Genomic DNA, 25,733 nt, shown 5'->3' on the forward strand with positions numbered 1-25,733 from the left:
TAAAATTTATAATGAGAATAAGAGAATAGAACAGTCTATATTTAAATAGTAGGTGACTAAGGTAATGGAAGAGAGGAACATCAATGAAAAAGCCGTTTGGGATGTATTGCAGATGGCTAGCGAAGTAGTCGGAAGCAGGACGCTGTTTGTAGGGATTTTCGACGAACAATTTTCAGTTATGAAAGCCTTTAATAAAGAAGGGGGAAGCCTTGTAGAGGATGGACTGACGCTGCCGTTAGAACTTGCGGTATGCAACTTAGTCACATGTGATGAACCCCTTGTTATTCCCAATACAAAACGCGATGTTAGAACGTCTAATTTAGCCATCATTGATGGTGCCCGGGTAGGTTCTTATTTAGGAACACCTATTGTGCTAGAAGACGGGAGAATGTTTGGTACCCTATGTGCAGTCGATCCGGATCCTTATCAGTTTAGCGAAAGTGAAATTCAAGGGTTAAACCGGCTGGCTGGTATTTTGTCTCATATTATTTATAAAAATCAAGCGGCTGTTTTGCCGAAAATTGAAGAGAAAATTCTGCAGCTTGATAAACTGGCGCTCGTAGGGCAGCTAGCAGCAGGGTTAGCGCATGAGATTCGAAACCCGATGCAGTCGGTGCGCGGCTTTATTCAATTTTTATTTAATGAAAATGAACAGGCGGAGCCTTTTCAAAAAATTGTTCTTGATGAACTGGATCGTATGAATGAACTTATTAACAACTTCTTGCTTGTCACGCAGCCAACAGCGCCCAAAAAAGAAATCGTATCGATTGTAGAAGTTATTCATGATACCGTTGCTTTCTTGAAAAGTGAAGCTGCGCTGTATAATGTCGAAATGAACGTAAGAATAGAAGGAGCCATTCCGCTTGTCTCAATCGATCCTGCTCAAATGAGACAAGTGTTTATGAATCTTTTGAAAAACGCCATTGAAGCAATGGAGAAAAAGAAACGCGGGGAAGTAAATCTTATTATTAAAGAATGGGAAGGTTGGGCTATTATTGACATTCAAGATACCGGCTCTGGCATTCCGCTATCCATTATTAATAAAGTAGGAAATCCATTTTTCTCAACAAAAGATGGAACAGGCATGGGGTTAGGGCTTTCTATTTGTAAAACGATCATCAACGAGCATAATGGTAAGCTTGCGATTGAAAGTGATGAGAACGGGACAGTAGTGACGGTGAAGCTGCCTTTGACGATTTAAGATAAAACAAAAAAGAAAGGAGAGCAAGCACTCATCCTTTCTTTTTTGCTGACCTTTTTAATATGCTGAACTGTCTTCAATCCAGTATTCATAGTCTTCCGCATCTTTTTTATTTAACTTTTTGCCGTTGATGTAAATTTTGTCCCACTCGTAAATTTGTTTATCCAAATAAACGTTAAACACAATGCGTACATGTTCTTTTTCTGTATAATCGTAGCCGGTAAATTGTACAACGTGATGACGGCCATCTTTTTTAATATAGGTCCATTTTGGATGATCGTTGTACGTTTCAAGCGTAATTGCTTCGTCGCCGTAGCGAACTACATCTTTAATATTCGTTTTTGTTGGTAAAAGTGATAATCCCGCTCCGACTCCAAAAGTAATCACAAGCGCTAAGATGCTTAAACCAATAGCAATTCCAATATGAGTGCCGCCTTTTATTTGCAGATAAGCTTCTTTCCGCTGCTCTGGCTGGGCTTCGGCTTGAGCTAACACGTTTTTAACGTGCTTATAATACCAGCGGTTGGCACATAGCCCCGTAATAAGTGAAGCACCGCCGAACACAATTGCATCGGACCACTCTGGTATGTCTACAAAGCATAAAAGGGAAAACCAAATTACCTCAATAAGCGTTAAAATAAAAAAGTGCTTATACATTTTTCGGTATGCAAACCAAGCGCTTGTCAGAAAAAAGGCTGCCCAGTTCCACGTGTTGTTTTTAGCTGGATTGGCTGTTTTTCCCCATTTCAAATCATAATAGGACGTATTTGTTCGAACTACTTTATGCTCTTCTTCAAAAGGCATGAGTTCATTTACTACTTGTTCTTCCATTTAAAACACCTTTCATTGGTTATAATCTATCATCTAAAATGACTCTATTATTATACATTATTTCTATTATTTTTCTATTCTTCCTTAAATTATTTTTAAAGTAAGAATATTTGTGCTATGGGTTTTTCAACAAGAAGTTTCATGAAAAAGAAAAATATGGTAGATTTGAAGAAAAAGGAGGTGCTCCAACGTGAATCGTTTAAAGAAAGCCCTGCATCAATCGTGGTCAATTCATTCAAGCACGAAGTGGACGGCTGACAATCCTTCTAAGGGACAGTGCGGCGTGACAGCTCTTGTCGTTCAAGATATCAAAGGAGGATATATTTTAAAAACTCCGTGTAAAGAAGGCTGGCATTTTTATAATCAGCTTGATGAACAGCGCTGTGATTTTACCCAAGAACAATTTCGCGAGCCTCTCCATTATGCAGACATTTTGTCCAGTCGGGAAGAAGCGTTTATGGATACCAATAAGGAGCAATATGAGGCTTTAAAGAAAAACGTAATGACCTATTTTATACATGAAAATTTGCTTTAGAAAGGAACACATAAATGAAAAGTATTCAGTATTCCATTGTTGATGTATTTGCACAGAGAAAATATACGGGAAATCAGCTCGCTGTTTTTAAAGACGCAGGAAGACTTTCAGACAAAGAGATGCAGCAAATGGCTAAAGAAATTAATTTTTCTGAAACGACGTTTATCACGTCTGCTTCTGCAAAAGGAGAATATAACGTGCGGATTTTTACACCTAATGAAGAAGTGCCATTTGCAGGCCATCCGACGCTCGGTACCGCTTATGTTATCCGAGAAGAATTAAAAGAAAAAGATACAGAGGAGCTTATTCTTCATTATAAAGCAGGTCCTACGCCCGTTACATATGACGAACAAAAAGATGTACTATGGATGACACAAGGTCAGCCGACGTTTGGGAAAGTGTTAGATAAAAAGCAAGTGGCGGACGTGTTAAACCTTGATGAAGTTTATATCGACACGCGTTTTCCCGTTCAAGAAGTATCCACCGGTCTGCCGGTCATCCTTGTCCCGTTAACATCATTAGAAGCAGCTAAAGAAATAAATGTAGACAAAGAAAAATATTTCAAACTGATAGAAAATACAGAAGCGAAAGCGATTATGGTCTTTTCGCCGGAAACTCATCACCAAGATCACCACTTAAACGTACGAGATTTTGCCGACTACTACGGCGTGCCAGAAGATGCAGCAACCGGCAGCGCCAACGGCTGTTTAGCAGCATATTTAGTTAAATACCGTTATTTTAATCAGCAAGCTATTGACATATGTGTAGAACAAGGATACGAAATAGGAAGACCTTCACTGCTGTATGTAAAAGCTAGTTATGATGGAGAGGCTTTTCACATTCAAGTAGGCGGAAAAGTCGAGATGATTGCGCGCGGTGAATGGATTTTGTAACAAGCCGTTCATCTCCTGTTCATAATAAATCCTTATCCTAATAAAAACGCAATAGGACCACGGCGTTTGGTTACACTAGTAAACAGATAGATACTGAAAGAATAAGTGATGGCGGCTAAAAGGCCGCCATTTTAAATGGTTGATAAAAGGAGTGGCAGAAGAAATGATTCACATTTTACTGGCGGATGACGATGAGCATATGCGGCAATTAGTTCGTCACTATTTGCAGCTTGAAGGCTATGTGGTTCATGAAGCAAAAGACGGAGAGGAAGCTTCGGGTCTGCTTGCTAAGCAGCACATTCATTTAGCGGTTGTCGATATTATGATGCCTCATAAAGACGGATATGAAGTTTGCGAAGAAATACGCAGCTATTATGATTTTCCCATTATGTTATTAACAGCAAAAGATCAGCTGGAAGACAAAGAAAAAGGCTTTTTAGCAGGAACAGATGACTATGTGACAAAGCCGTTTGAACCAAAAGAATTGATTTTCCGAATCAAAGCACTGCTTCGCCGGTACGAAGTGGTAAATGAAAAAATGATCGTGCTGAACAACACCTCTATCGACCGAAAAAGCTATGAAGTGCACTGCAGCGGGCGACTGTTAATTCTTCCAATGAAAGAATTTGAATTATTAGCTCAGCTTGCGAGCTATCCAGGAAGAATTTTCACAAGAGAAGAATTAATTCATCTGATATGGGGAGCGGATTTTAACGGAGATAACCGCACAATCGATGTACACGTGAAAAGGCTGCGCGAAAGGTTTGAACATACCGATGATTTTGTCATTACGACGGTTCGAGGAGTCGGCTATAAGCTTGAGGTGACCGCAAAATGAAGACGCTCTATTTGCGGATTGTCCTGACAACCATTGCTGTAATGGTATTTAGCAGTCTCCTCGCGTTTATTCTAGCAAACGTTTATTATCAGTACAGCTTAAAACCTTATAACGATCAAAAGCTTACCCGTATGGCAAAAGACATTGCGAGCTTTTACGAAAGCAATAGAGGCGTGGATCAACAAGCTTATTTACAGCATATTAGTAAATTGGGCTATCAAATATATGTAGTGGACAGCACCCGACATGAGACGTTTTACGGACGGGAGTTTAGAAATCAGCGATTAGAAAAGAGTGCCGTCAAACAAGTGTTAGATGGCAAAATGTATCACGGAATTGCAAACTTTCCTTCACAGGTGTTTGTGACGGGGTTTTTTGATAATGCGTTAGCCAATACCATCGGCGTGCCGTTAAAAGGAGAAAGTAACAAGCAGCAAGCGCTGTTTATCCGCCCTGATATTCAGCTGCAGTTCGGGGAAATGCGCATTTTTTTCTCAATTATTTTACTGCTGATGATTGTATTAAGTATTTTATTTGTACTTATTAGCACGCGTTATTTAGTAAAACCAATTGTCAAGCTAACCGAAGCGACAAAACAAGTGGCAAAAGGAAAATACAACGTCGAGCTGTACGTAAAGCGCCGAGACGAAATCGGCGCGCTTGCTTCACATTTTTCCGAGATGGCTAAAAGTTTAGAGCAGCTTGAAGAGATGCGCCAAGAATTTGTATCCAACGTGTCACATGAAATTCAGTCTCCGCTGGCGTCCATTCAAGGGTTTTCGAAAACGCTCCGTTCTGCTCATCTTTCAGATAAACAGAGAAATGAGTATCTGTCTATTATTGAAGAAGAAAGCCGGCGCATGTCCTCGCTCAGCAAACAGCTGCTTACGCTTGCTTCACTTGATAAAGAAAGTGAGCATATCGAAAAAAGTACGTTTGATGTTGCAGCTCAAATCAAGCAAGTGCTGTTTATGACGGAGTGGAGCTGGCGTGAAAAAGAGCTGGCCATTGAAATGGATCTTCCTTCAACGATGATTTCAGGCGATCAAAAACTGCTTCATCAAGTGTGGACAAACTTGATTACAAACAGCGTAAAGTTCACGGAAGAAGGAGGAACGCTGTCTCTTCGCGTTGGCATGGAAGACACGCATTGCCACGTGGAATTTCAAGATACGGGAATCGGCATCTCAAAAGAAAGCCTCCCGCATATTTTTAATCGTTTTTATAAAGAAGATAAAGCAAGAAGCCGGACGGAAGGAAGCAGCGGTCTTGGTTTAGCGATTGTAAAGCAAATTGTCAAAATGCACGGAGGCTCGATTCACGTTGAAAGCGAAAAAGGAAAAGGCAGCACCTTTCACGTTTATCTTCCGAAAATGTAATGAGCCGTTCATCTTCCATTCATTTTCTATTTTTATACTTTAAATAGAATTAAAAAAGGAGATGAAAGAAACATGTTTTTGGCTTTACGTGAATTGAAACATGCGAAGTTGCGCTACTTACTCATTGGCGTGATTATGGTGTTAATTGTATGGCTTGTGCTTTTTGTATCAGGCTTAGCAAAAGGGCTCTCTTCTGACAATGCTTCAGCTGTTCAAGAAATGAAAGGAAATTATGTTGTGCTTCAAAAAGAAGCGGATCAGCGCCTGACGCGCTCTGTTTTATCCATAAACAAAACAGAAGATATTCAACAGCTAAGCGGCAAGAAAAATGCTGAGCCGCTTGGTGTAATAATGACAGCCGTTATAAATGAAGGAAAACAGAAAAAAATCGACGCCTCGTTTTTTGCCATAAGCACAAGCGGCTTTTTAGCTCCGAACGTAACAGAAGGGAAGATGATTACGGACGATGCGAAACATGAAGCTGTGGCGGACTCTTCGCTAAAAGAAAAAGGAGTAAAGCTAGGTGATATGATAAAAGACACGGCTTCAGGAAAAAGCTTTAGGATTGTTGGTTTTACAAAAAATCAGTCGTTTAGTCACGCGCCCGTCATTCATATTAACTTGAAAGAATGGACTACGCTTGAAAGCACAGGTGCTTTTAATGCGGTTGTATTAAATATGAACAGCCAGCAGGCACAGGATCTTCACAAAAAAGAAGCTGACGTGAATGTAATTAGTAAAGATGAAGCGTTAAAAGGAATTCCTGGCTATCAAGAAGAACAAGGCTCTCTTTTAATGATGGTCGCGTTTCTTTTTATCATTGGAGCTTTTGTCTTAGCCGTTTTCTTCTACGTGATGACGCTTCAAAAAATGAATCAGTTTGGCGTGTTAAAAGCGATAGGAGCAAAAACAAGCTATTTAGCGCGCACGATTTTATCTCAAGTGGTTGTGTTAACATTATGCAGTCTTGCTATCAGTATTGGATTGACATACGGAGTAGCTGCTATTTTACCGGATTCCATGCCGTTCCACTTGGACGTGTCGCTGATCGCAGGGTGTTCGGCGCTGTTTTTAGCTGTTTCTGTACTGAGTTCATTATTATCGCTGTATCGCGTAGCAAAAGTAGATGCGGTTGAAGCGATTGGGAGGGCTGTGTAATGAGTGAAGAAAAACTAGTTTTAGAGAGTGTTAGCAAGTCGTTTGGAGACGGAGAAAACGCTGTAGTCGTGTTAAATAATCTATCGCTGCGTGTAAAAGCGGGAGAGCTTGTGGCTATTGTCGGTCCTTCCGGTTCTGGGAAAAGTACCTTTTTATCCATTGCAGGCGCGCTGCTTTCACCGTCTGGCGGACGTGTGATGATTGATGGAGACGAGATTAATAACATGTCTTCAGCGCAAATGAACAGCATCCGTTTGAAAAAAATCGGCTTTATCTTTCAATCAGCTAATTTAATTCCGTATTTAACGGTTCGCGATCAGCTGCTTCTTGTCACGGAACTAGAAGGAAATCGAGACAAAGAAGCCAAAAAAAGAGCGGATGATTTGCTTGAAAAACTAGGGCTTGCTCATCGAAAGCATCACTATCCTGAAAGTTTATCGGGAGGAGAACGCCAGCGGGTAGCGATTGCAAGAGCATGGATGAATAACCCTGAAATTATCTTTGCAGACGAGCCGACGGCAAGCTTGGATTCAGAGCGAGGAAGAGCGGTCGTGCAAATGCTTGCAGATGAAGTGAAGCTAAGGGGCAAGTCAGCTGTAATGGTTACGCATGACCAAAGAATGCTAGATTTGTGTGATCGCGTTGTGTGGATGGAAGATGGAAAATTAGCAGAATCAAATAACGTGCAAGTTTAAAAAAGTGCTGCTCTTGTCAAGAGCAGCACTTTTTTGCGTTCTTCATTGTACATACATTTGTCGTATCGGTTTGGCGCCTCCATACGTTCACTATCTTATTAGCAAATAAGTTAGTTATTCATATTCCATTTCTTTAAAAAACGTGTAGCGAAATAAAACGATTAACATATGTCTCGTAATTTAAGAAGGAAGAAAATAAGAAACAGGAAATGAAAGAGCTATGAAGAAATAATAAAAAGGTGATGAAATGATGAGAATATGGAAAACAACCGCGTTTGGACTTATCATGGCAAGCATTACGGGATGTTCAAGCAGTGGATTTCTTGAAGAATCCCCGCCAAAAGTGTATCTCGAAATAAACGACCACCTTTACGAAACAAAAACTGGCACTTACTGCTGGAAAAACACGTGTGTGGATAAAGCAGGACCTTTGGAATTATTAAAAACAGAAAAGCCTATTGAAGTTAAAGCAAATGAATCGCTAGCGCTTACTATCAAACATAAGAGGCAGCCTAACGAGAGGCATATGGTACAAATACAAAACAAACACGAAGTGGACGTACCACTAAAGAAAAGTAAGCTGAAAGCACCTTCAAAAACAGGCACTTACTACTACTCATATTCGGTATGGTGGATGGATGAAAATCAAAAAAATGTATCTAATGGAGATGCGTTGTACGCGTTTGTGCTGGAAGTGAAATAAGGAGAGAGCCTATGCAGATCCCTATTATTCTCATTGGACCTATGTGCGCTGGAAAAACGACGGTCGGTGAAAAAGTGGCAACCAAACTAAATATTCCTCAGTGCTCAATGGATGAAGTGCGATTTTCCTACTACGGGGAAATAGGATTCAGCAAAGAAATACAGCAACAAATTGGAGAAAAACAAGGATTTCAAGGCATGTACGCCTATTGGAAGCCGTTTGAAGCCTACGCCGTTAAAAGAATACTAGAAGAGTACAAGCATGCGGTCATTGATTTTGGCGCCGGCCACTCGGTCTATGAAGACATAAAGCTGTTTCAACAAGTAGAAAAAACGTTAAAACCTTACGACTCCCTGTTTTTATTGCTTCCGAGTGCTGACAGAGAAGAGTCCATACAGATATTGCATCAAAGATTGCAACAAATAACGGATGACAACGATATTTTTGAACTTAACAAACATTTTGTAAAACACTCATCAAATTACAAGTTGGCAAAACAAACGATCTACACAAAGGGAAAGTCGGCAGATACCATAGCGGAAGAAATTATTTTATCTATATAAAAGGAGTGAAAGTAATGATTAAAAAAGTCGGTCAAATTATGGTATATGTAAACGATCAAGATCAAGCGGTAAAGTTTTGGACAGAAAAAATGGGATTTCAGGTTATGTCTGAACAAAATAATGAACAAGGCATGAAGTGGATTGAGCTAGCGCCGGTAGCGGGTGCCGAAACAACCATTATCCTTCATAACAAACAGCGAATAGCAAAAATGCAGCCAGAATTAAATGTCGGGACTCCTTCACTGCTGTTTTTTACAGAAAATGTGGATGAATTATATAGTGATTTAACAGCTAAAGGCGTAACGGTGGGAGAAATCGTATCTATGCCTTCAGGGCGAGTCTTTAACTTTTCAGATAGTGAAGATAACTATTTTGCGGTTATGGAAAATGGGCATTCTGCGAAGGGAATGGGAAAGTCATCGTAGTAAGAGCTGTAATAGAAAAGAATACAGAGGTGAACTAAAGCATTGATCAATATAGTCTCATTATTTAAGGCTTCTTCCTTTATGAATGGAAGAAGCTTTTCTTATGTCAATCATGTCATCTGTAAGACCTAGCGTGTATAAAATTAAAAGAAGGAACGTTTATATAAGATCTGCTCAAAACAGTTACTGTGTTAAAAACATCAGGGGGGAAATACATGCGGGTAAACTTTAAAGAATCTACAAAAAGAAGCGTGAAAAAGGAGAGAACGCTGCGATTTACGCTAAATGTAATCGGAATATTTATGTTCATAGGGGTTTTAATCAGATGGTGGACTGTCCCGTTCGCTATTAGTAATAATCTCGGAATTTATTATAATCCATATTTTCAAATGAAGCCCCGTGAGTGCAAGGAATTTCTTGCATTCGCTTTATGCGCAGCAAGCGTATATTTTAGTTTAATAAACGTCTATTTTTTAGGGAAAACAGGTAAAAAACTAGTCTATATCGCTCTTGTTTTACTAGCTGTTTTTAACCTCTATATGATGCTTATGCTTCTCGCTGTAGCTACGCATTAAAGGCGTGCGTGCAGCTTAAAAGAAAGAGGTCAAACTTTCTTTCTCCCTTAAAGTGTTCTGCGATTTTTTTACGCGAAAAATAGATAGGCCTTCAACCATCTTCATTCGTTGAGCTTTCATAGCACTTCCACCTTTTGATATTTTTCCCCGGCACATATGCAAACATTATGTATGTTTTTACTCTCATACAATTCTATCAAATCCATTAAAGCAGTTTTATTTTCTAAATTCAACTAAAAAGAATTTTCATTATTTTTCCATAAACTAACCGAGATAAGCCGCTATAAGGTTTAAAGAAAAAAAAGAAAATTGAAATGATTTTTTACGAGATTAATATCTTGACGAAAAAATATTTCAGGAATAATATAGGTTACATAAAGTAACGAGTGAAAGAAAAGTTACTTTTAAAAGATTATATTTTTCCTAACAGGAGGAAGAGATATGGAAGCGATGACTTTTGTTTTATTCGGTTCAACAGGTGATTTAGCGAAACGCAAAATTTATCCTGCACTCTATAATTTATTTGTAGACGGGAAAATCCCTAAATCAATTTCTGTTGTAGGACTAGGCAGAAGGGAGATGTCCGATGCAGATTTTCAGAAAAAAGTAGAAGAATCTATTCACACTTTTTCACGTCGCGTCGAAAAAGATTCATCTCTTATGCAGCATTTTCTGTCAGCTTTTCGCTACAGCCAATTGGATGCAACGAATGCTGAAGACTATAAAAGTGTGTTAAATCTAGTAGAAGCACGAGAAGCAGAATTAAATATTCCAAGCAACCGAATGTTTTATCTCTCCGTTGCACCAGAATTTTTCGGTACGATTGCCGAGCATATTAAAGACAGTGGCTTAGGTGCTACAAAAGGTTGGAAACGGTTAATTATTGAAAAACCATTTGGCCATGATCTACAGTCAGCTCGTCAATTAAACGAAAACTTAAGCAAAGCGTTTAAAGAAGAAGAGATTTACCGCATTGACCACTATCTTGGCAAGTCGATGGTACAAAATTTAGAAGCGCTGGAATTCGCTAATCCTATTCTTCAATCATTATGGAATAACGAACATATTGCGAATATACAAATTACAGCAAGTGAAACGGTCGGCGTAGAGGAAAGAGCAAGCTATTATGACCATTCAGGAGCGATTCGAGATATGGTTCAAAATCATATGCTGCAAATGCTGATGATGACGGCTATGCACTTACCGGCTCGCATTAGCGCTGATGACATTCGAAACGAAAAAATAAATGTGTTAAAAGCACTTCGTCCGCTTGTAAAAGAAGAGATGGATCTAGACGTTGTTCGCGGTCAATATGAGGCTGGAAAAATAAACGGGGCTTCAGTGCCGAGCTACATAAATGAGCCCGGTGTCTCACCATCTTCACAGACAGATACGTTTTTAGCAGCCAGACTATATATCGATAATTCGCTTTGGAAAGGCGTTCCTTTCTACATTCGTACAGGGAAAAGAATGGCGGAAAAAGCGACGCGAATTGTTATTGAATTCAAAGACTCGCTAAAAGAGTTGTACTTAGACAAAGGAGAAACAACATCTCCAAATCTGTTGATCATTGAAATCAACCCGCACGAAAATATTACGCTGCAGTTAAACAGCAAAAATCCATTTAATCATGGTCATATTGAGCCTGTACAAATTAATTTCTCAGGTCAGCAAGAAGGAGCGCCGGAAGCATATGAGCGTCTTATTGCAGATGCATGTGCCGGAGATTCTACATTTTTTGCTCATTGGAAAGAAGTAGAGCTAGCTTGGGAATGGGTTCAGCCGCTTCTTGAAGCGTTTGAGGAAAATACAGTGCCGCTTTATAAATATGCTGCTGGTTCATACGGCCCTGACGCATCATATGCACTTTTAGAAAAAGACGGTTTTAAGTGGTGGTTGGATGAAGAAACAGCAAGTCAATCACGCGAAGTGCAGCTAGTTTAATACAAACAAAGCGAAAGAAGGATGAAACATGAGTACCAACATAGACATACTTGCAGTTAATACGATTCGCACCCTGTCAATTGATGCGGTAAACGCAGCTAATTCAGGCCACCCTGGGCTTCCGATGGGAGCGGCTCCGATGACCTATGCGCTGTGGGCAAATCACTTACAGCATAATCCGGCAAATTCAAGCTGGTTTAACCGAGATCGTTTTATCTTATCAGCCGGTCATGGCTCAAGCTTGCTGTATAGCATGCTTCATCTAAGTGGATACAATGTATCGGTAGAAGATTTAAAGAGCTTCCGCAAATTAAACAGTAAAACACCGGGTCATCCTGAATTTGGCCATACGGACGGCGTGGAAGCAACAACAGGTCCTTTAGGTCAAGGAATTGCAAATGCAGTCGGAATGGCAATGGCAGAAGCTCATTTAGCGGCAAAGTTTAACCAGTCAAAATTCCCTGTCGTTGATCACTATACGTATACATTAGTAGGCGATGGTGACTTGATGGAAGGCATTTCTTATGAAGCGATGTCCATGGCTGGCCATATGAAGCTTGGCAAGCTTATCGCTTTATATGACTCCAACGATATTTCGTTAGACGGGGAATTAAATCTTTCGTTTGGTGAAAATATCCAAAAAAGAGCGGAATCTGCAAACTGGCAGTATTTGCGTGTAGAAGATGGAAATGACGTAGACGAAGTCACAAGCGCCATCGAAAAAGCGAAGCAAAACACCGAACAGCCAACGCTTATCGAAGTAAGAACCATTATTGGCTACGGAAGTCCAAAAGTAGCAGGAACAAATAAAGCACACGGCAATCCGCTTGGAGAAGAAGAAGCAAAAGCAACAAAACAAGCCTACGGCTGGGAAGCTGAAGAAAACTTCTATGTTCCAGAAGAAGTAAAAGCTCATTTTGAAAAGCTAGAAGAAAAAGGGATGAAAGCAGAAGCAGAGTGGAACGAACTGTTTGCTTCTTACCAAAAAGAATACCCTATGCTCGCTGATGAATTAGAACGTGCCATCACAGGCGAAGCGTTAATTGAAGTGAATGATATTTTAACATTTCCATCAGAAAAAGCGATGTCGACTCGTGTTGCAAGCGGAGAAGCGATTAATTATTTCACTAAATCTGTGCCATCTATTTTTGGAGGCAGCGCTGATTTATCGCATTCTACGATGACAGACATTAAAGAAGACGGTCCTTACGCACCAGGATATTTCGGTAATCGAAATATTTATTTCGGCGTACGTGAACATGCAATGGGAGCGGCCGGTAATGGAATGGCCCTTCACGGAGGTGTGAAGCCGTTTGTCAGCACATTCTTTGTTTTTAATGATTACTTGCGTCCAGCGATTCGTTTAGCTGCACTGCAAAAGCTGCCGGTCACATATGTATTTACTCATGATTCCATAGCAGTAGGAGAAGATGGACCAACTCATGAGCCCGTTGAACATTTAGCTTCTCTTCGTGCAATTCCAGAGCTTACCGTAATCCGTCCGTCTGATGCAAACGAAACAGCTAGCGCTTGGGCTTATGCGCTTCAGCAAGCGGAAGGCCCTGTAGCCTTAGTGCTTAGCCGTCAAAACTTGCCTGTATTTGAAGAAACAAAACAAAATATCAACCACCTAGCTAAGGGAGCTTACGTATTAACCGAAACAAACGATAAGCCGGAGATGATTTTCATCGCCACAGGTTCTGAAGTAGCATTAGCGGTCGGTGCAAAAGCTCAGCTAGAGCGTGAAAATGTATCTGTACGTGTTGTAGCAATGCCTAGCTGGGAGCTGTTTAACAAACAGTCAAAAGAGTATCAAGAGCGTATCTTGCCTGAATCTATTTCAAAGCGAATTTCTCTAGAAATGGGAATTTCACTTGGCTGGGAACGTTTTGTAGGGCCAAAAGGAAAAGTGTTAGCTGTTGACACATTTGGTGCTTCAGGAACCGGAGCTGATGTGATGAAGCTGTTTGGATTTACAGAAGAAAACGTAGTGGCACAAGCAAAAGAATTGCTAAAGGCTTAAATAAAAAGATAAATAGAAGGAGCTGTTCACATGAAAGTAGGATTAGTTGGTTTAGGGAAAATGGGGATTAACTTAGGACAAAATTTATTGGATCAGCGTCATGACGTTGTAGCATTTGACGTAAATTCAAATGCAGTGGAGCAAATGAAAGGGTACGGTGCGTCAGGAGTATCAAGCTTACAGGAGCTTGTTCAGTCACTCGAAACACCAAGAGTTGTATGGCTGATGGTTCCTCATACGGTTGTTGATTCTGTTATTAGTGAAGTGACGCCTTTTTTAACTGAAGGAGATATCGTTATTGAAGCGGGAAACTCTCATTACAAAGAGTCTATTCGACGCTATAACGAGTTAAAAGAAAACAAAATCCGCTTTATGGACGTTGGAACATCTGGCGGAATGGAAGGCGCTCGTAACGGAGCATGTTATATGATTGGCGGAGATCGTGAAGCGTGGGAAATTGTTGAACCTATCTTTCGCGATACAGCTGTAGAAAACGGATACCTATACGCTGGAGAAGCAGGGAGCGGCCACTTTTTAAAAATGGTTCATAACGGCATTGAATACGGCATGATGGCTGCAATCGGAGAAGGATTTGAAGTTCTTGAAAAAAGCCAGTTCGACTATGATTACGAAAAAGTGGCGAGAGTATGGAACAATGGATCTGTTATTCGTTCATGGCTAATGGAATTAACCGAAAATGCATTCTCTAAAGATGCTAAGCTAGACGACATCAAAGGAGTTATGAACTCTTCTGGTGAAGGAAAATGGACGGTAGAAACGGCTTTAGACCTTCAAACAGCTACGCCGGTTATTGCGATGTCTTTACTAATGCGCTATCGCTCGCTTGAAGATGATACCTTTACAGGAAAGGTAGTTTCCGCGCTTCGAAACGAGTTTGGCGGTCATGCTGTGGAAAAGAAATAACAAGTGAAATACTGGGTATAGTAAAAAAAACTAATGGAGGAATGAAAAAATGAAATTTTTTATTGATACTGCAAACCTTGACGATATTAAAAAAGCATACAAATTGGGCGTTTTATCTGGTGTTACAACAAACCCTTCTCTTGTTGCAAAAGAAGGCGTAAAGTTTGAAGATCGTATTGAAGAAATTTTAAAAACCGTTCCAGAAGTAGAATCCGTTTCAGCAGAAGTGACGCCGGATGCCGAAACAGCAGAAGACATGATTGCCCAAGCAGAAGAATTAATCAAAATTAACGGCGGGGATCAAAACATTACGATCAAGCTTCCAATGACACTCGCTGGACTAGAAGCGACTCGCTACCTTGCTAAAAAAGGTGTAAAAACAAACGTAACGCTGATTTTCACTGTGAACCAAGCTCTTTTAGCAGCCCGTGCAGGTGCAACATATGTATCTCCATTCCTTGGTCGCCTTGATGATATTTCAGAAGACGGCGTACAGCTTGTGGCTAAAATTGCTGAGTTGTTCCGCATTCAAAATATCGACTCTCAAATCATTGCGGCTTCTGTAAGACATCCGGACCACGTTACACGCGTAGCCCTTGCTGGAGCTCATATTGCAACTATTCCATATTCAGTAATCGAGCAGCTTGTTAAACATCCTTTAACCGAACAAGGAATTGAAAAATTTGCGGCTGATTGGAAAAATGCTGTTCAAAACTAAGTAAAAGATAAAGAACGTGCGCATTCTAAAAAAAGAATGCACGCGTTCTCTCATAATATCCTTAAAGAGGTAAACACCATGAATACAGTAGACGCTAAGATGATTAAAACCCAATACGGTTTAGAGGTTTATGTAGATGATGTAGAGAATATTAACTTTAAAAGCCTTCATGCGCCTAAAGTTAACCAGCAGCTCTATCGCATTGAATTTGAAATTGGCTACTTTTTATTAAAAGAACACAGATATTACGAATACGAAAAGAACTATTTTTGGCTTGCAGTAAGCGACGATTTTAGTAAGCTAATTATTCAAGAACCTGATATGGAGAGCTTATTTGGAGCTAAAAGCGAAGACGAAAGAAAGGCGACAAAAGAGCTTTTAAGTCAGTGGCTCATTCATACCGAGGCTTATAAAAAGCAATTAAACCAGCATATTAATGATTGCAAAAAAAGTAATGAAACAAATGAGGGCATAACGGCTGTTTTAGAAAAGTTGCTGAATATTTCAGCAGCAGACATTGAACAAGCCCCGATTGAGAAATTAGCTGCCTCACGATCAGTTTAACTTAAAAAAGTAGGTAGGCATTCATAGCTGCACTTAAAAAAGATGCTTCGTTTAAAACGCGAAGCATCTTTTTTTTATTCTTTATAAAGAGCGGGCTTATCTGTAGGAAAGGCTCATTTCGCATAGATTATTTCCTGATAAGAGATGATAAAATACTCTTTCAGGAGGCGGTTTCTCAATGGTTAAAGACATTATGCCACGTTTTCAGACTTCACTAAAGACGAGCAAATTCAACTATTTAACTCTTTAAAATTCCTATGTTAAAACGACTCTATTACTTATTCCGCTAAAGCCCCCGTTACTTGAATAACTTATACCAGTATAAAGTGGTTCTAATAGTAGGATTATATGACTGCTTTAGCGTGTCAACTCCACCTAGTATGAATCCTTGTTTTACATAAAATCTGCATGCACCAAGGTTATCATCTTGTGCTTCCAAGGACATTCCTATAAGTTTTCTTTGTCTTGCCCACTCTTCTGCTTTATTTAAGAGCAACTTTCCGACTCCGCTGCCTCTATAATCTTTTTTAGTAGCAATGTTTTCAATATAACAGAAGCGATTCCAATCCTTACTTATTCTAATCTGTCCTATGCAAGTAGTATTCATATAAGCTAAAAACAAAGCTTTATCCTCTCGGTTTATATATTGGCTCCAATCAAGTTTGTCATCTGGAAAACGTGTTTCTTTAGTTTCATCAAAAAGAACTTCTTTATAAGACCACTTTCCTGATTGCAAACTGGGGACAACTCTGCCATATAACTTAAAATAATCATTTGTCATATTGATGTCGTCTATTAAGTCATTATTTAATGGAGAAATAATGAGTTTACTTTCACTATCCAATAGTACACACTTCCTTTTATGATGTTTTGAAAATATTTTATTTAAGGATAAGTAAATCCTGTCTTATTCAACATGACTGCCCGTTAGCTGAATAAGCCTTTCTTTATACAATACTATAAAAAGGAAATTTCCCCTTGTTATAATTAAAAGCAGCAATCTTAAAAAAGTGCCTTAGGAAAATAAAGGATAGTAATAAAAACGACATAATTGTCGTTTTTATATTGACGAATCAATTCCAGGAGGTTACATTATATTAAAACGACAATGTTGTCGTTTTAATATAAAGAGGCTGAAATTATGCTTATTACGATGTTAACAACAGGAACGCGAGGAGACACCCAGCCTTTTATGGCTTTAGGATTAGAGCTAAAAAAGAAAGGATACCGTGTACGAATTGCGGCTTCAGAAGCTTATCAAAACTTCATAAAATCGTATGGATTCGAATATGCCATGCTTCGAGGAGATGTTTCTAAAATTATAGAGAGCGGAGCAGCAGACGACGCGATTAATGCAGACAATCCTCTCAAATTTTTTTCAAGCTTAAAAAATGAAAAGATGATGGGTATGATGATTGATATACAAGAAGATTTGCACAAAGCATGCAAAGGAGCCGATGCAATTGTATATCATCCAGGTGCGGCAATTGGTTACTTTGCTGCTAAAGAGATGAATATACCAAGCATTTTAGCCAGCCCTTTTCCAATGACACCAACAAAAGACTATCCAGCTTTACTTTTTTATGATCGACCACGATTTGGAAAAATATATAATAAGCTGACGCATCGTATTTTTGAATGGGGATTTTGGAAAGTAGTAAAGGGGCCTTTAAAAAAATATTGGGTTCAGCAGCATGGAACAGGACCTAGCGATTTTTCATGTCCGTATCCAAAGCAGCGTACAGCAGCTAACCCAACCATTATTTCGTCAAGTCCCACTGTATTTTCCTTATCTAAAGATTGGCCTGAACACGTTCATTCCTACGGAAATTGGTTTATGGACAGTGACCATAGCTATCAGCCGGAAGAGAAGCTGGAAAGGTTTTTAAAGGCTGGAGAACCGCCAGTTTATATTGGATTTGGAAGTGTTGGTGATAAAAAAAACGCAGGCGAAACGACTGCTTTAGTGATTAAAGCCTTAAAACTTGCCGGGAAACGAGGTATCATCAATACAGGAGGAAGCGGAATGAATCACACGGAAGAGATAGCAGAAGACATTTTATTTGTAAAAGATATTCCTCATGAGTGGCTGTTTCCTAAAATGTCTGCCGTTGTTCATCATGGAGGAGCAGGAACAACGGCGGAAGGCCTCCGAGCTGGTATTCCAAGTATTATTGTTCCTTATGGAAATGACCAATTCGCTTGGGGAAGAAAAATTCACGAGCTAGGAGCTGGAGCAAAAGCCATTCCGAGAAAAGAATTGACGGCTGAAAAATTATCCGCAGCTATTTCCTGTACGCAAGTTAATGAAATTCGATCCAAAGCACAAGAAATCGGAAAACAAATCCGAGCTGAAAAAGGGGCTGAAAAAGCAGCTCAGGTGATTATTGATGCACTCGAGACATTCGAAAATAAATAAAAAAGTAAGCGAGCGTGAAAAAATGCCAAAAGTAAGGGAAGGATACGCTGAAAAAAAGAAGCAAGAGATTTTAGAAGCAGCCAAAAGAGTATGCAAGAGCAAACCGGTGCATGATGTAGCCATGCGAGATATCGTTTTGGAAGCTGGAATGAGTCAGGGAGGCGTGTACAAATATTTTTCAAACCTTGATGAAGTATTTGTCGGACTTCTTAATCAAGAAAGCGTCAGCTATAAAGTAAAAGATAAAATTGAAGCCCTACTTCAGACAAAAAAAGATTCCTTTGAAATGCTGCATGATTTTATTATGTATATTGGAGAACATATCCAAGAATCGATGACAGCAGGAGGAGAAATTTACTTTGAACTAGTAGCGTTGTATTCAAAAGACCCTCAGCGTTTTATGAAAATTGAAGATCAGCTAGTTGAAGTCTCTAACCTTAAATATATTCAAAAAAAGCTTCACGACTTTATTACGCAGCAAATAGAAGTAAAGAATTTCTCTCCGGCTGTACCAACAGATGATTTGCTAGCTTTTATGGCTACAACGATCAACGGAATTACACAAAATCCAGCGCCGATTTACAACGTCGATGAAAAGAAACAAGTTGCTGAGGCGGGAAACGTAGAACGGCATGTCAATACGCTTTCAATAGCCGTTCGAAAGCTATTAGGAGAATAAGTACAGCTGTAACATTAAAATGTGTCTTATAATATTGCTAGCAGCGTTAAGTACATTTTTTAAAAAGGTTTTTTCACTTCTCCGTCTCCTTTGAATAGTTTTGCAAAAATTAAGCATAATACGACTGCAAACTATATTTAAGGAGATGGAAAAAATGAAAAAAGGACTTATCATTGCTTCTTCAGTTCTTTTTCTTTCAGGCTTAGCTGCATGTGGAGGAAATAAAGACAATAACGCAATGGACAATACTCAAAATGACTTACGCAACACTTCTACAAACGACGGGGTTGATAACAATATCCCAATGGATAACACCGATCAGCCGACAAAGTCAGTTGAAGCAGCGCAAAATGTAGAAGATATGAAGGAAGTTGACGATGCATATGTGCTTCGCGATAATAATAATGCCTATGTAACGGTAGACCTAGCTGGAAATGATGCAGCGGACAACAACGATAATGGCAAGGTGAACACTGTAACGTATAACGGCGATACTTATCATGAAGTTTCAACTGATTTTGAACAAAAAATTGCGGACCGTGTAAGAGAAGCAGATAGTAAAATCGACAAAGTATACGTGGCGTTTGTAAACACGGGCTTAGACAATATGAACAACAACAATAACGTACCTGGCGTAGATAAAAATGACAAGATGTATCGAGATGATGAAAAAGACAACAACCGTGATCCAGAAGATATTGTAGAAGATCCAAAAGATATGATGGACCGTAACAACAAAGATCAATAACATCAAAAAGGCCTCTGGATCACTAGAGGCCTTTGGTTCATTAACTAAGTTCAAGTAAAGAAATAAAAATCGGAAGAACACAGCAAGAAACGGCTGAAATAAAATCAAGCTCGTTCTGTTTTTTTGCAGAAAGCGTGAACTCCATCAAAATAATCGTCAGGATACTCATGAAAAGCGTTGCATAAAAAAGAAAATCGCGCTGACTTTCCACTAAAAACAACACCGCATTTAAAATCAAAATAACGGCATAAAGAAACTTAAGCAGCATGTGAAGCTGCATGCTGAATTTATTCTCTTGTTTGTAGCGCAAGATATACACAAAAAAGAAAATAAATAAAGTTAATTGCCATGAGGCAGGAAGTAGCTGCTGCCATAGATTGTCCAAGAAACTCATTCCTCCTATAAAACAATGATGCATATATGTAACACACACGTTTTTATTTTAAAAGTGAAGAGTATCTTTAGGCAAGAACAATTTTTCTTTTTTTATTCTTTTTCTTATACAGGCTCTCAACATAAAAAAAGAACGGTCGCGATGACCATTCTTTTTACTTCACTTCAATTAAAACCTTCGTGCCGTCTGGAAACTCGTCTACTTGATGTGAGATCCAAGATCCGGCGCCTCGGTTGTCTGAAGGCTTTACATATTCAATGTCTGCACCGTTTCCGCCTTCTTCACAAAAGGCCATCGGAAACTCATCTCGATCGTAGCCGCTTTTAGTCGGAATGCCCTTTAAAGACTCACGGCGGTTTTCTTCAGCACCGTCTCGGTCGATTGTACAAACAGCCGATTTTCCTTTATCGATTGCATGTTGAATGTGCGCTGCAGTTTCAGGGTAACGATCAGCAGGGAAGGTAATTACTTCATCGTAGGAGGTATTCGTTGAAGAGTTCTGCTCTAACGGATTTCCTTCAATCATAACAATAACGGCTAATACTAAAATTAAAATACCAGAAACAATTTTTTTCAATCTGTAAAACTCCTTTATAAAACGTTTATCACTTTTATTTTAAAGTAATAAGAAAAAAATGTAAAAACATATAATGGAACTAGCTAGAATTTATAAGAAAAACATAAGCTCACGTACAGCTGCTGAACGTGAGCTTATGTCTAATGATGAGAGTGATGATGGTGCGTTTCGTTTTCAGCTGACTGCAGTGAACGTAACTCTTCTTTCGATAATTTGCCTACTGCGACTTGCTGAGTAGGAAGGATGTGCTCACCGCGCGCGTTAATATCCGTTTTAATATAGTAAATACCATTCTCTTTAAAAGTTGCTTTTGCTTTATACATACTGCCGTCATAATGTGCCTTTGCTGTTTCAACTTTACCGGGAGCATCTTTTTTCCACACTTTAAACTGAACGATTTTGGCATCATCCACCGTTTTATTTTCTTGCATTACGTGCACTTCTAACATCTGTGTGCTCTGTGGCTCTATATTTTCAGGAAGCATCACATGCGCAGACAGAGGCTTTGGCTGCTTGTAGAGCTGGTCTGCGTTACTGTTTACAGAGCACGCGGAAAGTACAAGTGTACTGAGTATGACCAATCCGGGTATTTTCCATTTGTTCATTGTTACTGCACCTCACATCGTTTCATGCATCATGCGTTTAAAAACCGCTTCAATGCTGGAATTCGTTTGATGACAAAGAAATCTAAAAGCCACACGATAACTAAGGACAGTCCGACTAAAGGAAAGACGAGACCAAACACCACGATTATACACGTCACAATTCGCATTGCATTTCCTTCAGGAACTTTAGGAGCGCGTATGTCTTTAGCTGGTTTTCGTTTCCACCACAGTAAGGCTCCGCTGATGGCGATACCAGCAATTCCGATACAAATAATGAGGCCAATAAGCTGATTTATAAATCCAAACTGCGTACCTTTATGAAGCGTAATACCAAGTGCAATCAATTTTCCCATAAATCCATAGTTGCCGTACCGATAATCAGCTAACACAGCGCCGGTGTATTGATCAAGGTGAATGGTTGCCTCATCCTGAGCTCTTGGTGAAAAAACAGAGAGCGTATACACGCCTTGAGGTTCTTGCGGAATAGAAATGGTATAACCGTCGTGCATATGCTGTTCTTTTGCAATATCTACAATGTCATCAAGCGATACTTTTGTATATTGCGAAGCTGTGGAGCTTGGAACTTCTAACATTTCAGCTCCCCAAGGCACGTCCGCTACATCTTTTGTTTGTACGGTTGAAGTAGGGGCACTGCCTACCCAAATAGACGGAGGGTACCCCACGCCTGCGTTTGTGGCGATTTGCTGAAACGAATTGCCCCACAGTCCTGACCATGGAAGGCCCGTTAGTACGAGAAAAAGCATACCAGCTGAAATCCAAAAGGCCGGTACCGCATGAAGGTCTCGTGCAAGCACGTTTTTACCTTTTGAAAAACGAGGAATCAGCACGCCTTTTATTTTGTCTTTTTTGCGCGGCCACCATAAAAAAGCACCGGTTACAATTAAGACAATCGCCCAGCAGGCCGCAAGTTCTACGATACGATCACCCGCTGTTCCTGCCATTAGCTCTCCGTGAAATTCTTCAATTTGATTCATTAAGCGACGCGAATCATCCAGTTTTCCTACAATGTGACCATTGTGAGGATTAACAAAAATCGTATATGTATGGTCTTTTAATGAGATTCCTACTTCTGAAGAACGAGTGGAGCGCTCACTGGGCTTATACGTCAATACGTCAGCGCCTGGATACTTTTCCTTTACAGCCTGCACTTGCGCTGAAGGGGATGTAGACTGTGATTGAGCTTGAACATGATACAAGTCGTGGTACAGTCTTTCTTCAATTTGAGGCTTGAATAAATACATCCCGCCAGTAACAGCTAATATAAGAAGAAACGGAGTAAACACTAAACCTGCATAAAAATGCCAGCGCCATATGGCTTTGTATAGACCTTGAGAATGCGCCGTGCTTTTTTTAGTTGTACTCGCTGATTCTTCGCGCTTTTCCTGCATCATTTTTTCCTCCTTTTTACTAACTAACGTGCTTTTATTATAGAAGGAAAGGGAGAATTAGCCATCACCCCTGAGAGTGATTGTTGGGGCTTATAAGAGGAGGGAATTGATAAAAAAGCATCTGCTTCACGTAGAAAGGGCAGATGCTTTTCATTTATTTCTTTTTATAATAAGGGCCTAGACGGTCAATACGATTTGTCCAAATTCCACCTGAATAGTTATCCGGAAGGCGTTTTATGTCTTTGGCAGAATCAAATCCAGTGGAAAATTCGCTTCCGTTTCCGCCTACAATAACAGTTCGGGTATTGATACGATCCATTCGGTTTAAAAAGCGGTTTGGCCATCCCCACAGAAAAGGTCCGATTTTTTCAGGTATATGTAGTTCAGTGTTTTCACATGCTTTAGGCACGTATCCGGTCCACCCGGTTGCTATATACGGAATAAGACAAGATTTCATCGTTGCTTTTGACATAACTTTTAGATGGGGCATCGCTTTTTTTAACGAATCAATTGGTTCGTCTCCTCCGTACACAGTAATGGTTTTTAAGCGTTCTCTAGAGAGTTGTGACAAATACTTTGCTAGTTTTTTTCCTTCTTCAGGATCATTGCTTTTCACGTGAATAAGAAAGGATTGGTGCGGAAAGTATTTCATCACTTCGTCTAGAGAAGGCATAAGGTTGACTCCTTTGCCGCGAAAAGGATGCGTTTTTCCTCCATCTGCCGTGTAGCCGTACCCAATATCAAGCTTTTTTAATTCGGCCATCGTGTAATCCCGTGTTACGCCTGTTCCGTTTGTCCGGCAATCAAGAGTCCAGTCATGGAACACAGCAAACTGATTGTCTTTTGTAATATGAACGTCTAGCTCGACAATGTCAGCTCCGTCTTTAAAGGCTTGTTTCATAGAAGGAATCGTATTTTCTAAAAAAGAATGCTCAGGTTTGTAGATGCGTTCCGCTGTACACGTTTCGTTTTGAAGGCCTTTTATATTAAACGTTTGAGCTACGCCTCTATGAGCAAGAAGGAGAGGCTGTCCGCTTCTTTTTGTCAACAAAGAGCTATTGTTTATGTAGACAAAAACAGCGATTCCTATCAAAATAAACCATACAGATTTTCGTTTGAAAAGCGCTTTTAAAAAATTCATAGCATCCCCCAGGTAGTTATTATATGTTAATTCTTACTTCTAAAAAATCCTATAAGAATTCGTTCTTACTTTCAATATCCAGTCGCTAATAACTTCATTATAGTTTTCAGATAATTTGTAGAAAAATAGAATGTTTCACATCTACCCAGACACAAAAAAACAGCTCGTGAAAGCTGTTAGTTCATTAAGCCGTTTTGAAACGCATAGCTTGTCAGCTGCACGCGGTTTTCTAAATGAAGCTTGCTTAAAATATTTTTCAAATGGCTTTTTACCGTGTGTTCAGAAATAAATAACTGCGCGGAGATATCGCGGTTCGACAGTCCTTTAGCCACTAATTGAAGTACTTCAAGCTCTCGTGCAGAAAGGGGAGTGTCGGTTTTTTTTATCGATGTTTCTTGCGGAAACTCTTTTAAAATTTGAAACGCAATTTCTTTTGACATAGGAACTTCATCTAAAGCGAACGCACGCAAATAGTCGTACCACACTTCAGACTGCAGGTTTTTAAGCAAATAGCCCTGTGCGCCTTTTTTCAGCGCATCAAATAAATCCGTAATATCGTCTGAAACCGTGATAACCACAATTTTAACGTACGGAAACTGAAGCTTAATTTGTTTTGTCGCTTCCAACCCGTCCATCACAGGCATTCCAATGTCCATTAGGACGATATCAGGCATTAACTTTTCAGTCAGTTCAATGGCTTCTTGCCCGTTGGTTCCTTCGCCAACAATAATAAAATCTTCATATTCTTCTAAAATATCGCGAATGCCTTCTCTCGCATGAGCATGATCATCTACAATCAAAATACGAAACGGCTGCATTTACATAACCCCCTTTTTAATGCTAACAATGGTTTGGTTCTGTTTTCGCTCAATGGAAAAGTCCCAGTTCATGTCCTTCGCACGATCTTTCATAATTTGCAAACCAAGACCGGACTTGAGAGAGTCGGACGTAAAACCTGTACCGAAATCTGTAATTTCACAAATCCATCCCCCGGCCGTTTCAGTGGCTGTAATCCAGATTTTATTCGTTTTTGCATGTTTGATTACATTCATAGCCGCTTCTTTCACACAGGCAAACAGCTCGTTTTTTTCTTTTCTGGACAGCGTTGTTTCTGACAGTCTCCAATCTAAATCTACATCTAGTAAATGAGTATGTGTTAAATCATCGACGTATTGATGAATGCTTTCAGTCCAGCTTTCTGAAGAGTCTGAAGGAGAGTGCTTTAAATTTGTAATCGCTTGGCGCGTATCGTCATGAACATGCTGAAGGGTTTGTTTCATTCGGATAAAGTCAGGATCCTGTTCTAATTTATTTTTTCTTCCGAACTTGTTCATTTTAACAGATAGGAGAAACAGCGACTGTGCAATGCCGTCATGCAGTTCACGAGCTAATTTTTCACGTTCAATAAGTGCTGCTTTCTTTTCTTTTTCTTGTCTTAGTTCCTCTTGCATTTTTTCTAAAATAGAAAATAAATAGCGGACAAATACAAGCGTTACAAAAAAGACAAGGAGCGGAGAAAGCACATTTCCCATATCCATTGAGATGTAAGGGAGCAAAAAGGCATGACGAATATACTCCCAAAGCGCGATGGTCAGAGTTGGAAGAAGCAAAATCAGCCATTTAATTTGTCTATATTTCACGGTATCCCTTCTTTCGTCCATAAAATGTGTCTATATTTTATCATTTGAGCGGAAAATTACTAGAGGAAAGAAGAGAAATCACTCTTAAGAGTGATTAGTACCACCCCTAGCTGAACGGATAAAAGTAATGGAAAAAAGTCTCATCTGCAATA

The 25,733-nt window shown here is 39.6% G+C and carries 28 protein-coding genes; 19 read left to right on the plus strand and 9 right to left on the minus strand.

The genetic code is table 11. The features are described 5' to 3' along the window. Window positions 1–64: 64 nt before the first annotated feature. A complete protein-coding gene (locus AC0C45_RS13935) occupies window positions 65–1,201 on the plus strand; it encodes a GAF domain-containing sensor histidine kinase (protein WP_034650452.1) in 1,137 nt (378 codons plus the stop codon). Between the two features lie 57 nt (window positions 1,202–1,258). Here the strand turns inward: AC0C45_RS13935 and AC0C45_RS13940 are convergent, their stop codons facing one another. Beyond that, complete coding sequence (locus AC0C45_RS13940) at window positions 1,259–2,032, minus strand: DUF2628 domain-containing protein (protein ID WP_128820247.1); 774 nt, start codon at window positions 2,030–2,032, stop codon at window positions 1,259–1,261. A gap of 190 nt (window positions 2,033–2,222) precedes the next feature. Between AC0C45_RS13940 and AC0C45_RS13945 the strand changes: the two genes are divergently transcribed. From AC0C45_RS13945 to AC0C45_RS14015, 15 genes are all read left to right on the plus strand, one after another. Continuing rightward, window positions 2,223–2,567 carry a YunG family protein gene (locus AC0C45_RS13945; protein WP_047933725.1) on the plus strand — a complete coding sequence of 115 codons (345 nt, stop codon included), beginning with the start codon at window positions 2,223–2,225 and terminating at the stop codon, window positions 2,565–2,567. Window positions 2,568–2,581: 14 nt separating this feature from the next. Continuing rightward, the gene (locus AC0C45_RS13950) at window positions 2,582–3,460 is read left to right on the plus strand and encodes a PhzF family phenazine biosynthesis protein (protein WP_257061937.1); all 879 of its coding nucleotides are present in this window, start codon (window positions 2,582–2,584) and stop codon (window positions 3,458–3,460) included. A gap of 163 nt (window positions 3,461–3,623) precedes the next feature. Beyond that, the gene (locus AC0C45_RS13955) at window positions 3,624–4,298 is read left to right on the plus strand and encodes a response regulator transcription factor (protein WP_472928212.1); all 675 of its coding nucleotides are present in this window, start codon (window positions 3,624–3,626) and stop codon (window positions 4,296–4,298) included. Beyond that, entirely contained in the window at window positions 4,295–5,677 is a 1,383-nt protein-coding gene (locus AC0C45_RS13960) for a sensor histidine kinase (RefSeq protein WP_237892575.1), read from the plus strand. Before AC0C45_RS13955 ends, AC0C45_RS13960 begins: the two co-directional genes overlap by 4 nt. A 72-nt stretch (window positions 5,678–5,749) precedes the next feature. Next, complete coding sequence (locus AC0C45_RS13965; RefSeq protein WP_171776951.1) at window positions 5,750–6,835, plus strand: ABC transporter permease; 1,086 nt, start codon at window positions 5,750–5,752, stop codon at window positions 6,833–6,835. After that, the gene (locus AC0C45_RS13970; RefSeq protein WP_034650470.1) at window positions 6,835–7,530 is read left to right on the plus strand and encodes an ABC transporter ATP-binding protein; all 696 of its coding nucleotides are present in this window, start codon (window positions 6,835–6,837) and stop codon (window positions 7,528–7,530) included. Before AC0C45_RS13965 ends, AC0C45_RS13970 begins: the two co-directional genes overlap by 1 nt. 247 nt (window positions 7,531–7,777) lie before the next feature. Continuing rightward, complete coding sequence (locus tag AC0C45_RS13975; protein WP_095379215.1) at window positions 7,778–8,233, plus strand: hypothetical protein; 456 nt, start codon at window positions 7,778–7,780, stop codon at window positions 8,231–8,233. 11 nt (window positions 8,234–8,244) lie between these two features. After that, the gene (locus AC0C45_RS13980; RefSeq protein ID WP_472928213.1) at window positions 8,245–8,796 is read left to right on the plus strand and encodes a shikimate kinase; all 552 of its coding nucleotides are present in this window, start codon (window positions 8,245–8,247) and stop codon (window positions 8,794–8,796) included. Between the two features lie 14 nt (window positions 8,797–8,810). Then, window positions 8,811–9,221, plus strand: coding sequence for a VOC family protein (locus tag AC0C45_RS13985; RefSeq protein ID WP_257061944.1), 411 nt, complete (start codon window positions 8,811–8,813; stop codon window positions 9,219–9,221). A gap of 215 nt (window positions 9,222–9,436) precedes the next feature. After that, entirely contained in the window at window positions 9,437–9,796 is a 360-nt protein-coding gene (locus AC0C45_RS13990) for a hypothetical protein (RefSeq protein WP_047931972.1), read from the plus strand. 441 nt (window positions 9,797–10,237) lie between these two features. Continuing rightward, complete coding sequence (gene zwf / locus AC0C45_RS13995; protein WP_171776954.1) at window positions 10,238–11,740, plus strand: glucose-6-phosphate dehydrogenase; 1,503 nt, start codon at window positions 10,238–10,240, stop codon at window positions 11,738–11,740. A gap of 28 nt (window positions 11,741–11,768) precedes the next feature. Further along, the gene (gene tkt, locus AC0C45_RS14000) at window positions 11,769–13,763 is read left to right on the plus strand and encodes a transketolase (protein ID WP_047931974.1); all 1,995 of its coding nucleotides are present in this window, start codon (window positions 11,769–11,771) and stop codon (window positions 13,761–13,763) included. 30 nt (window positions 13,764–13,793) lie between these two features. Further along, the gene (gnd, locus tag AC0C45_RS14005) at window positions 13,794–14,687 is read left to right on the plus strand and encodes a phosphogluconate dehydrogenase (NAD(+)-dependent, decarboxylating) (RefSeq protein ID WP_034650489.1); all 894 of its coding nucleotides are present in this window, start codon (window positions 13,794–13,796) and stop codon (window positions 14,685–14,687) included. A gap of 49 nt (window positions 14,688–14,736) precedes the next feature. Next, entirely contained in the window at window positions 14,737–15,405 is a 669-nt protein-coding gene (gene fsa / locus AC0C45_RS14010) for a fructose-6-phosphate aldolase (RefSeq protein ID WP_013083988.1), read from the plus strand. Between the two features lie 78 nt (window positions 15,406–15,483). Beyond that, window positions 15,484–15,969, plus strand: coding sequence for a hypothetical protein (locus AC0C45_RS14015; protein WP_472928214.1), 486 nt, complete (start codon window positions 15,484–15,486; stop codon window positions 15,967–15,969). A 298-nt stretch (window positions 15,970–16,267) separates the two neighbouring features. On the opposite strand, the gene AC0C45_RS14020 is transcribed toward AC0C45_RS14015, so the two are convergent. After that, entirely contained in the window at window positions 16,268–16,813 is a 546-nt protein-coding gene (locus AC0C45_RS14020; protein WP_237892569.1) for a GNAT family N-acetyltransferase, read from the minus strand. Window positions 16,814–17,110: 297 nt separating this feature from the next. On the opposite strand from AC0C45_RS14020, the gene AC0C45_RS14025 reads away from it, so the two are divergent. The 3 genes from AC0C45_RS14025 to AC0C45_RS14035 all read left to right on the plus strand — a co-directional run bounded on the left by AC0C45_RS14025 (window position 17,111) and on the right by AC0C45_RS14035 (window position 19,815). Next, complete coding sequence (locus AC0C45_RS14025; RefSeq protein WP_472928215.1) at window positions 17,111–18,388, plus strand: glycosyltransferase; 1,278 nt, start codon at window positions 17,111–17,113, stop codon at window positions 18,386–18,388. Next, window positions 18,360–19,067, plus strand: a complete 708-nt coding sequence (locus AC0C45_RS14030) for a TetR/AcrR family transcriptional regulator (RefSeq protein ID WP_472928216.1) — start codon at window positions 18,360–18,362, stop codon at window positions 19,065–19,067. Before AC0C45_RS14025 ends, AC0C45_RS14030 begins: the two co-directional genes overlap by 29 nt. A gap of 154 nt (window positions 19,068–19,221) precedes the next feature. Then, the gene (locus AC0C45_RS14035; protein ID WP_028409296.1) at window positions 19,222–19,815 is read left to right on the plus strand and encodes a hypothetical protein; all 594 of its coding nucleotides are present in this window, start codon (window positions 19,222–19,224) and stop codon (window positions 19,813–19,815) included. Between the two features lie 40 nt (window positions 19,816–19,855). Here the strand turns inward: AC0C45_RS14035 and AC0C45_RS14040 are convergent, their stop codons facing one another. The 7 genes from AC0C45_RS14040 to AC0C45_RS14070 all read right to left on the minus strand — a co-directional run bounded on the left by AC0C45_RS14040 (window position 19,856) and on the right by AC0C45_RS14070 (window position 25,581). After that, a complete protein-coding gene (locus tag AC0C45_RS14040; protein ID WP_047931977.1) occupies window positions 19,856–20,200 on the minus strand; it encodes a DUF1516 family protein in 345 nt (114 codons plus the stop codon). A gap of 163 nt (window positions 20,201–20,363) precedes the next feature. Further along, on the minus strand, window positions 20,364–20,786 hold the full coding sequence (locus AC0C45_RS14045; RefSeq protein ID WP_013083984.1) for a NucA/NucB deoxyribonuclease domain-containing protein: 423 nt from the start codon (window positions 20,784–20,786) through the stop codon (window positions 20,364–20,366). A gap of 140 nt (window positions 20,787–20,926) precedes the next feature. Further along, window positions 20,927–21,391, minus strand: coding sequence for a FixH family protein (locus AC0C45_RS14050; RefSeq protein WP_237892567.1), 465 nt, complete (start codon window positions 21,389–21,391; stop codon window positions 20,927–20,929). Window positions 21,392–21,420: 29 nt separating this feature from the next. Next, window positions 21,421–22,803 carry a PepSY-associated TM helix domain-containing protein gene (locus AC0C45_RS14055; RefSeq protein WP_237892566.1) on the minus strand — a complete coding sequence of 461 codons (1,383 nt, stop codon included), beginning with the start codon at window positions 22,801–22,803 and terminating at the stop codon, window positions 21,421–21,423. 151 nt (window positions 22,804–22,954) lie between these two features. Then, on the minus strand, window positions 22,955–23,941 hold the full coding sequence (locus AC0C45_RS14060) for a glycerophosphodiester phosphodiesterase family protein (RefSeq protein WP_237892565.1): 987 nt from the start codon (window positions 23,939–23,941) through the stop codon (window positions 22,955–22,957). A gap of 176 nt (window positions 23,942–24,117) precedes the next feature. Then, window positions 24,118–24,759, minus strand: coding sequence for a response regulator (locus AC0C45_RS14065; RefSeq protein ID WP_034650500.1), 642 nt, complete (start codon window positions 24,757–24,759; stop codon window positions 24,118–24,120). After that, entirely contained in the window at window positions 24,760–25,581 is an 822-nt protein-coding gene (locus tag AC0C45_RS14070) for a sensor histidine kinase (protein ID WP_472928217.1), read from the minus strand. It abuts the gene before it with no gap. Window positions 25,582–25,733 lie beyond the last annotated feature (152 nt).

The sequence above is a fragment of the Priestia sp. VA7 genome (assembly GCF_055710015.1).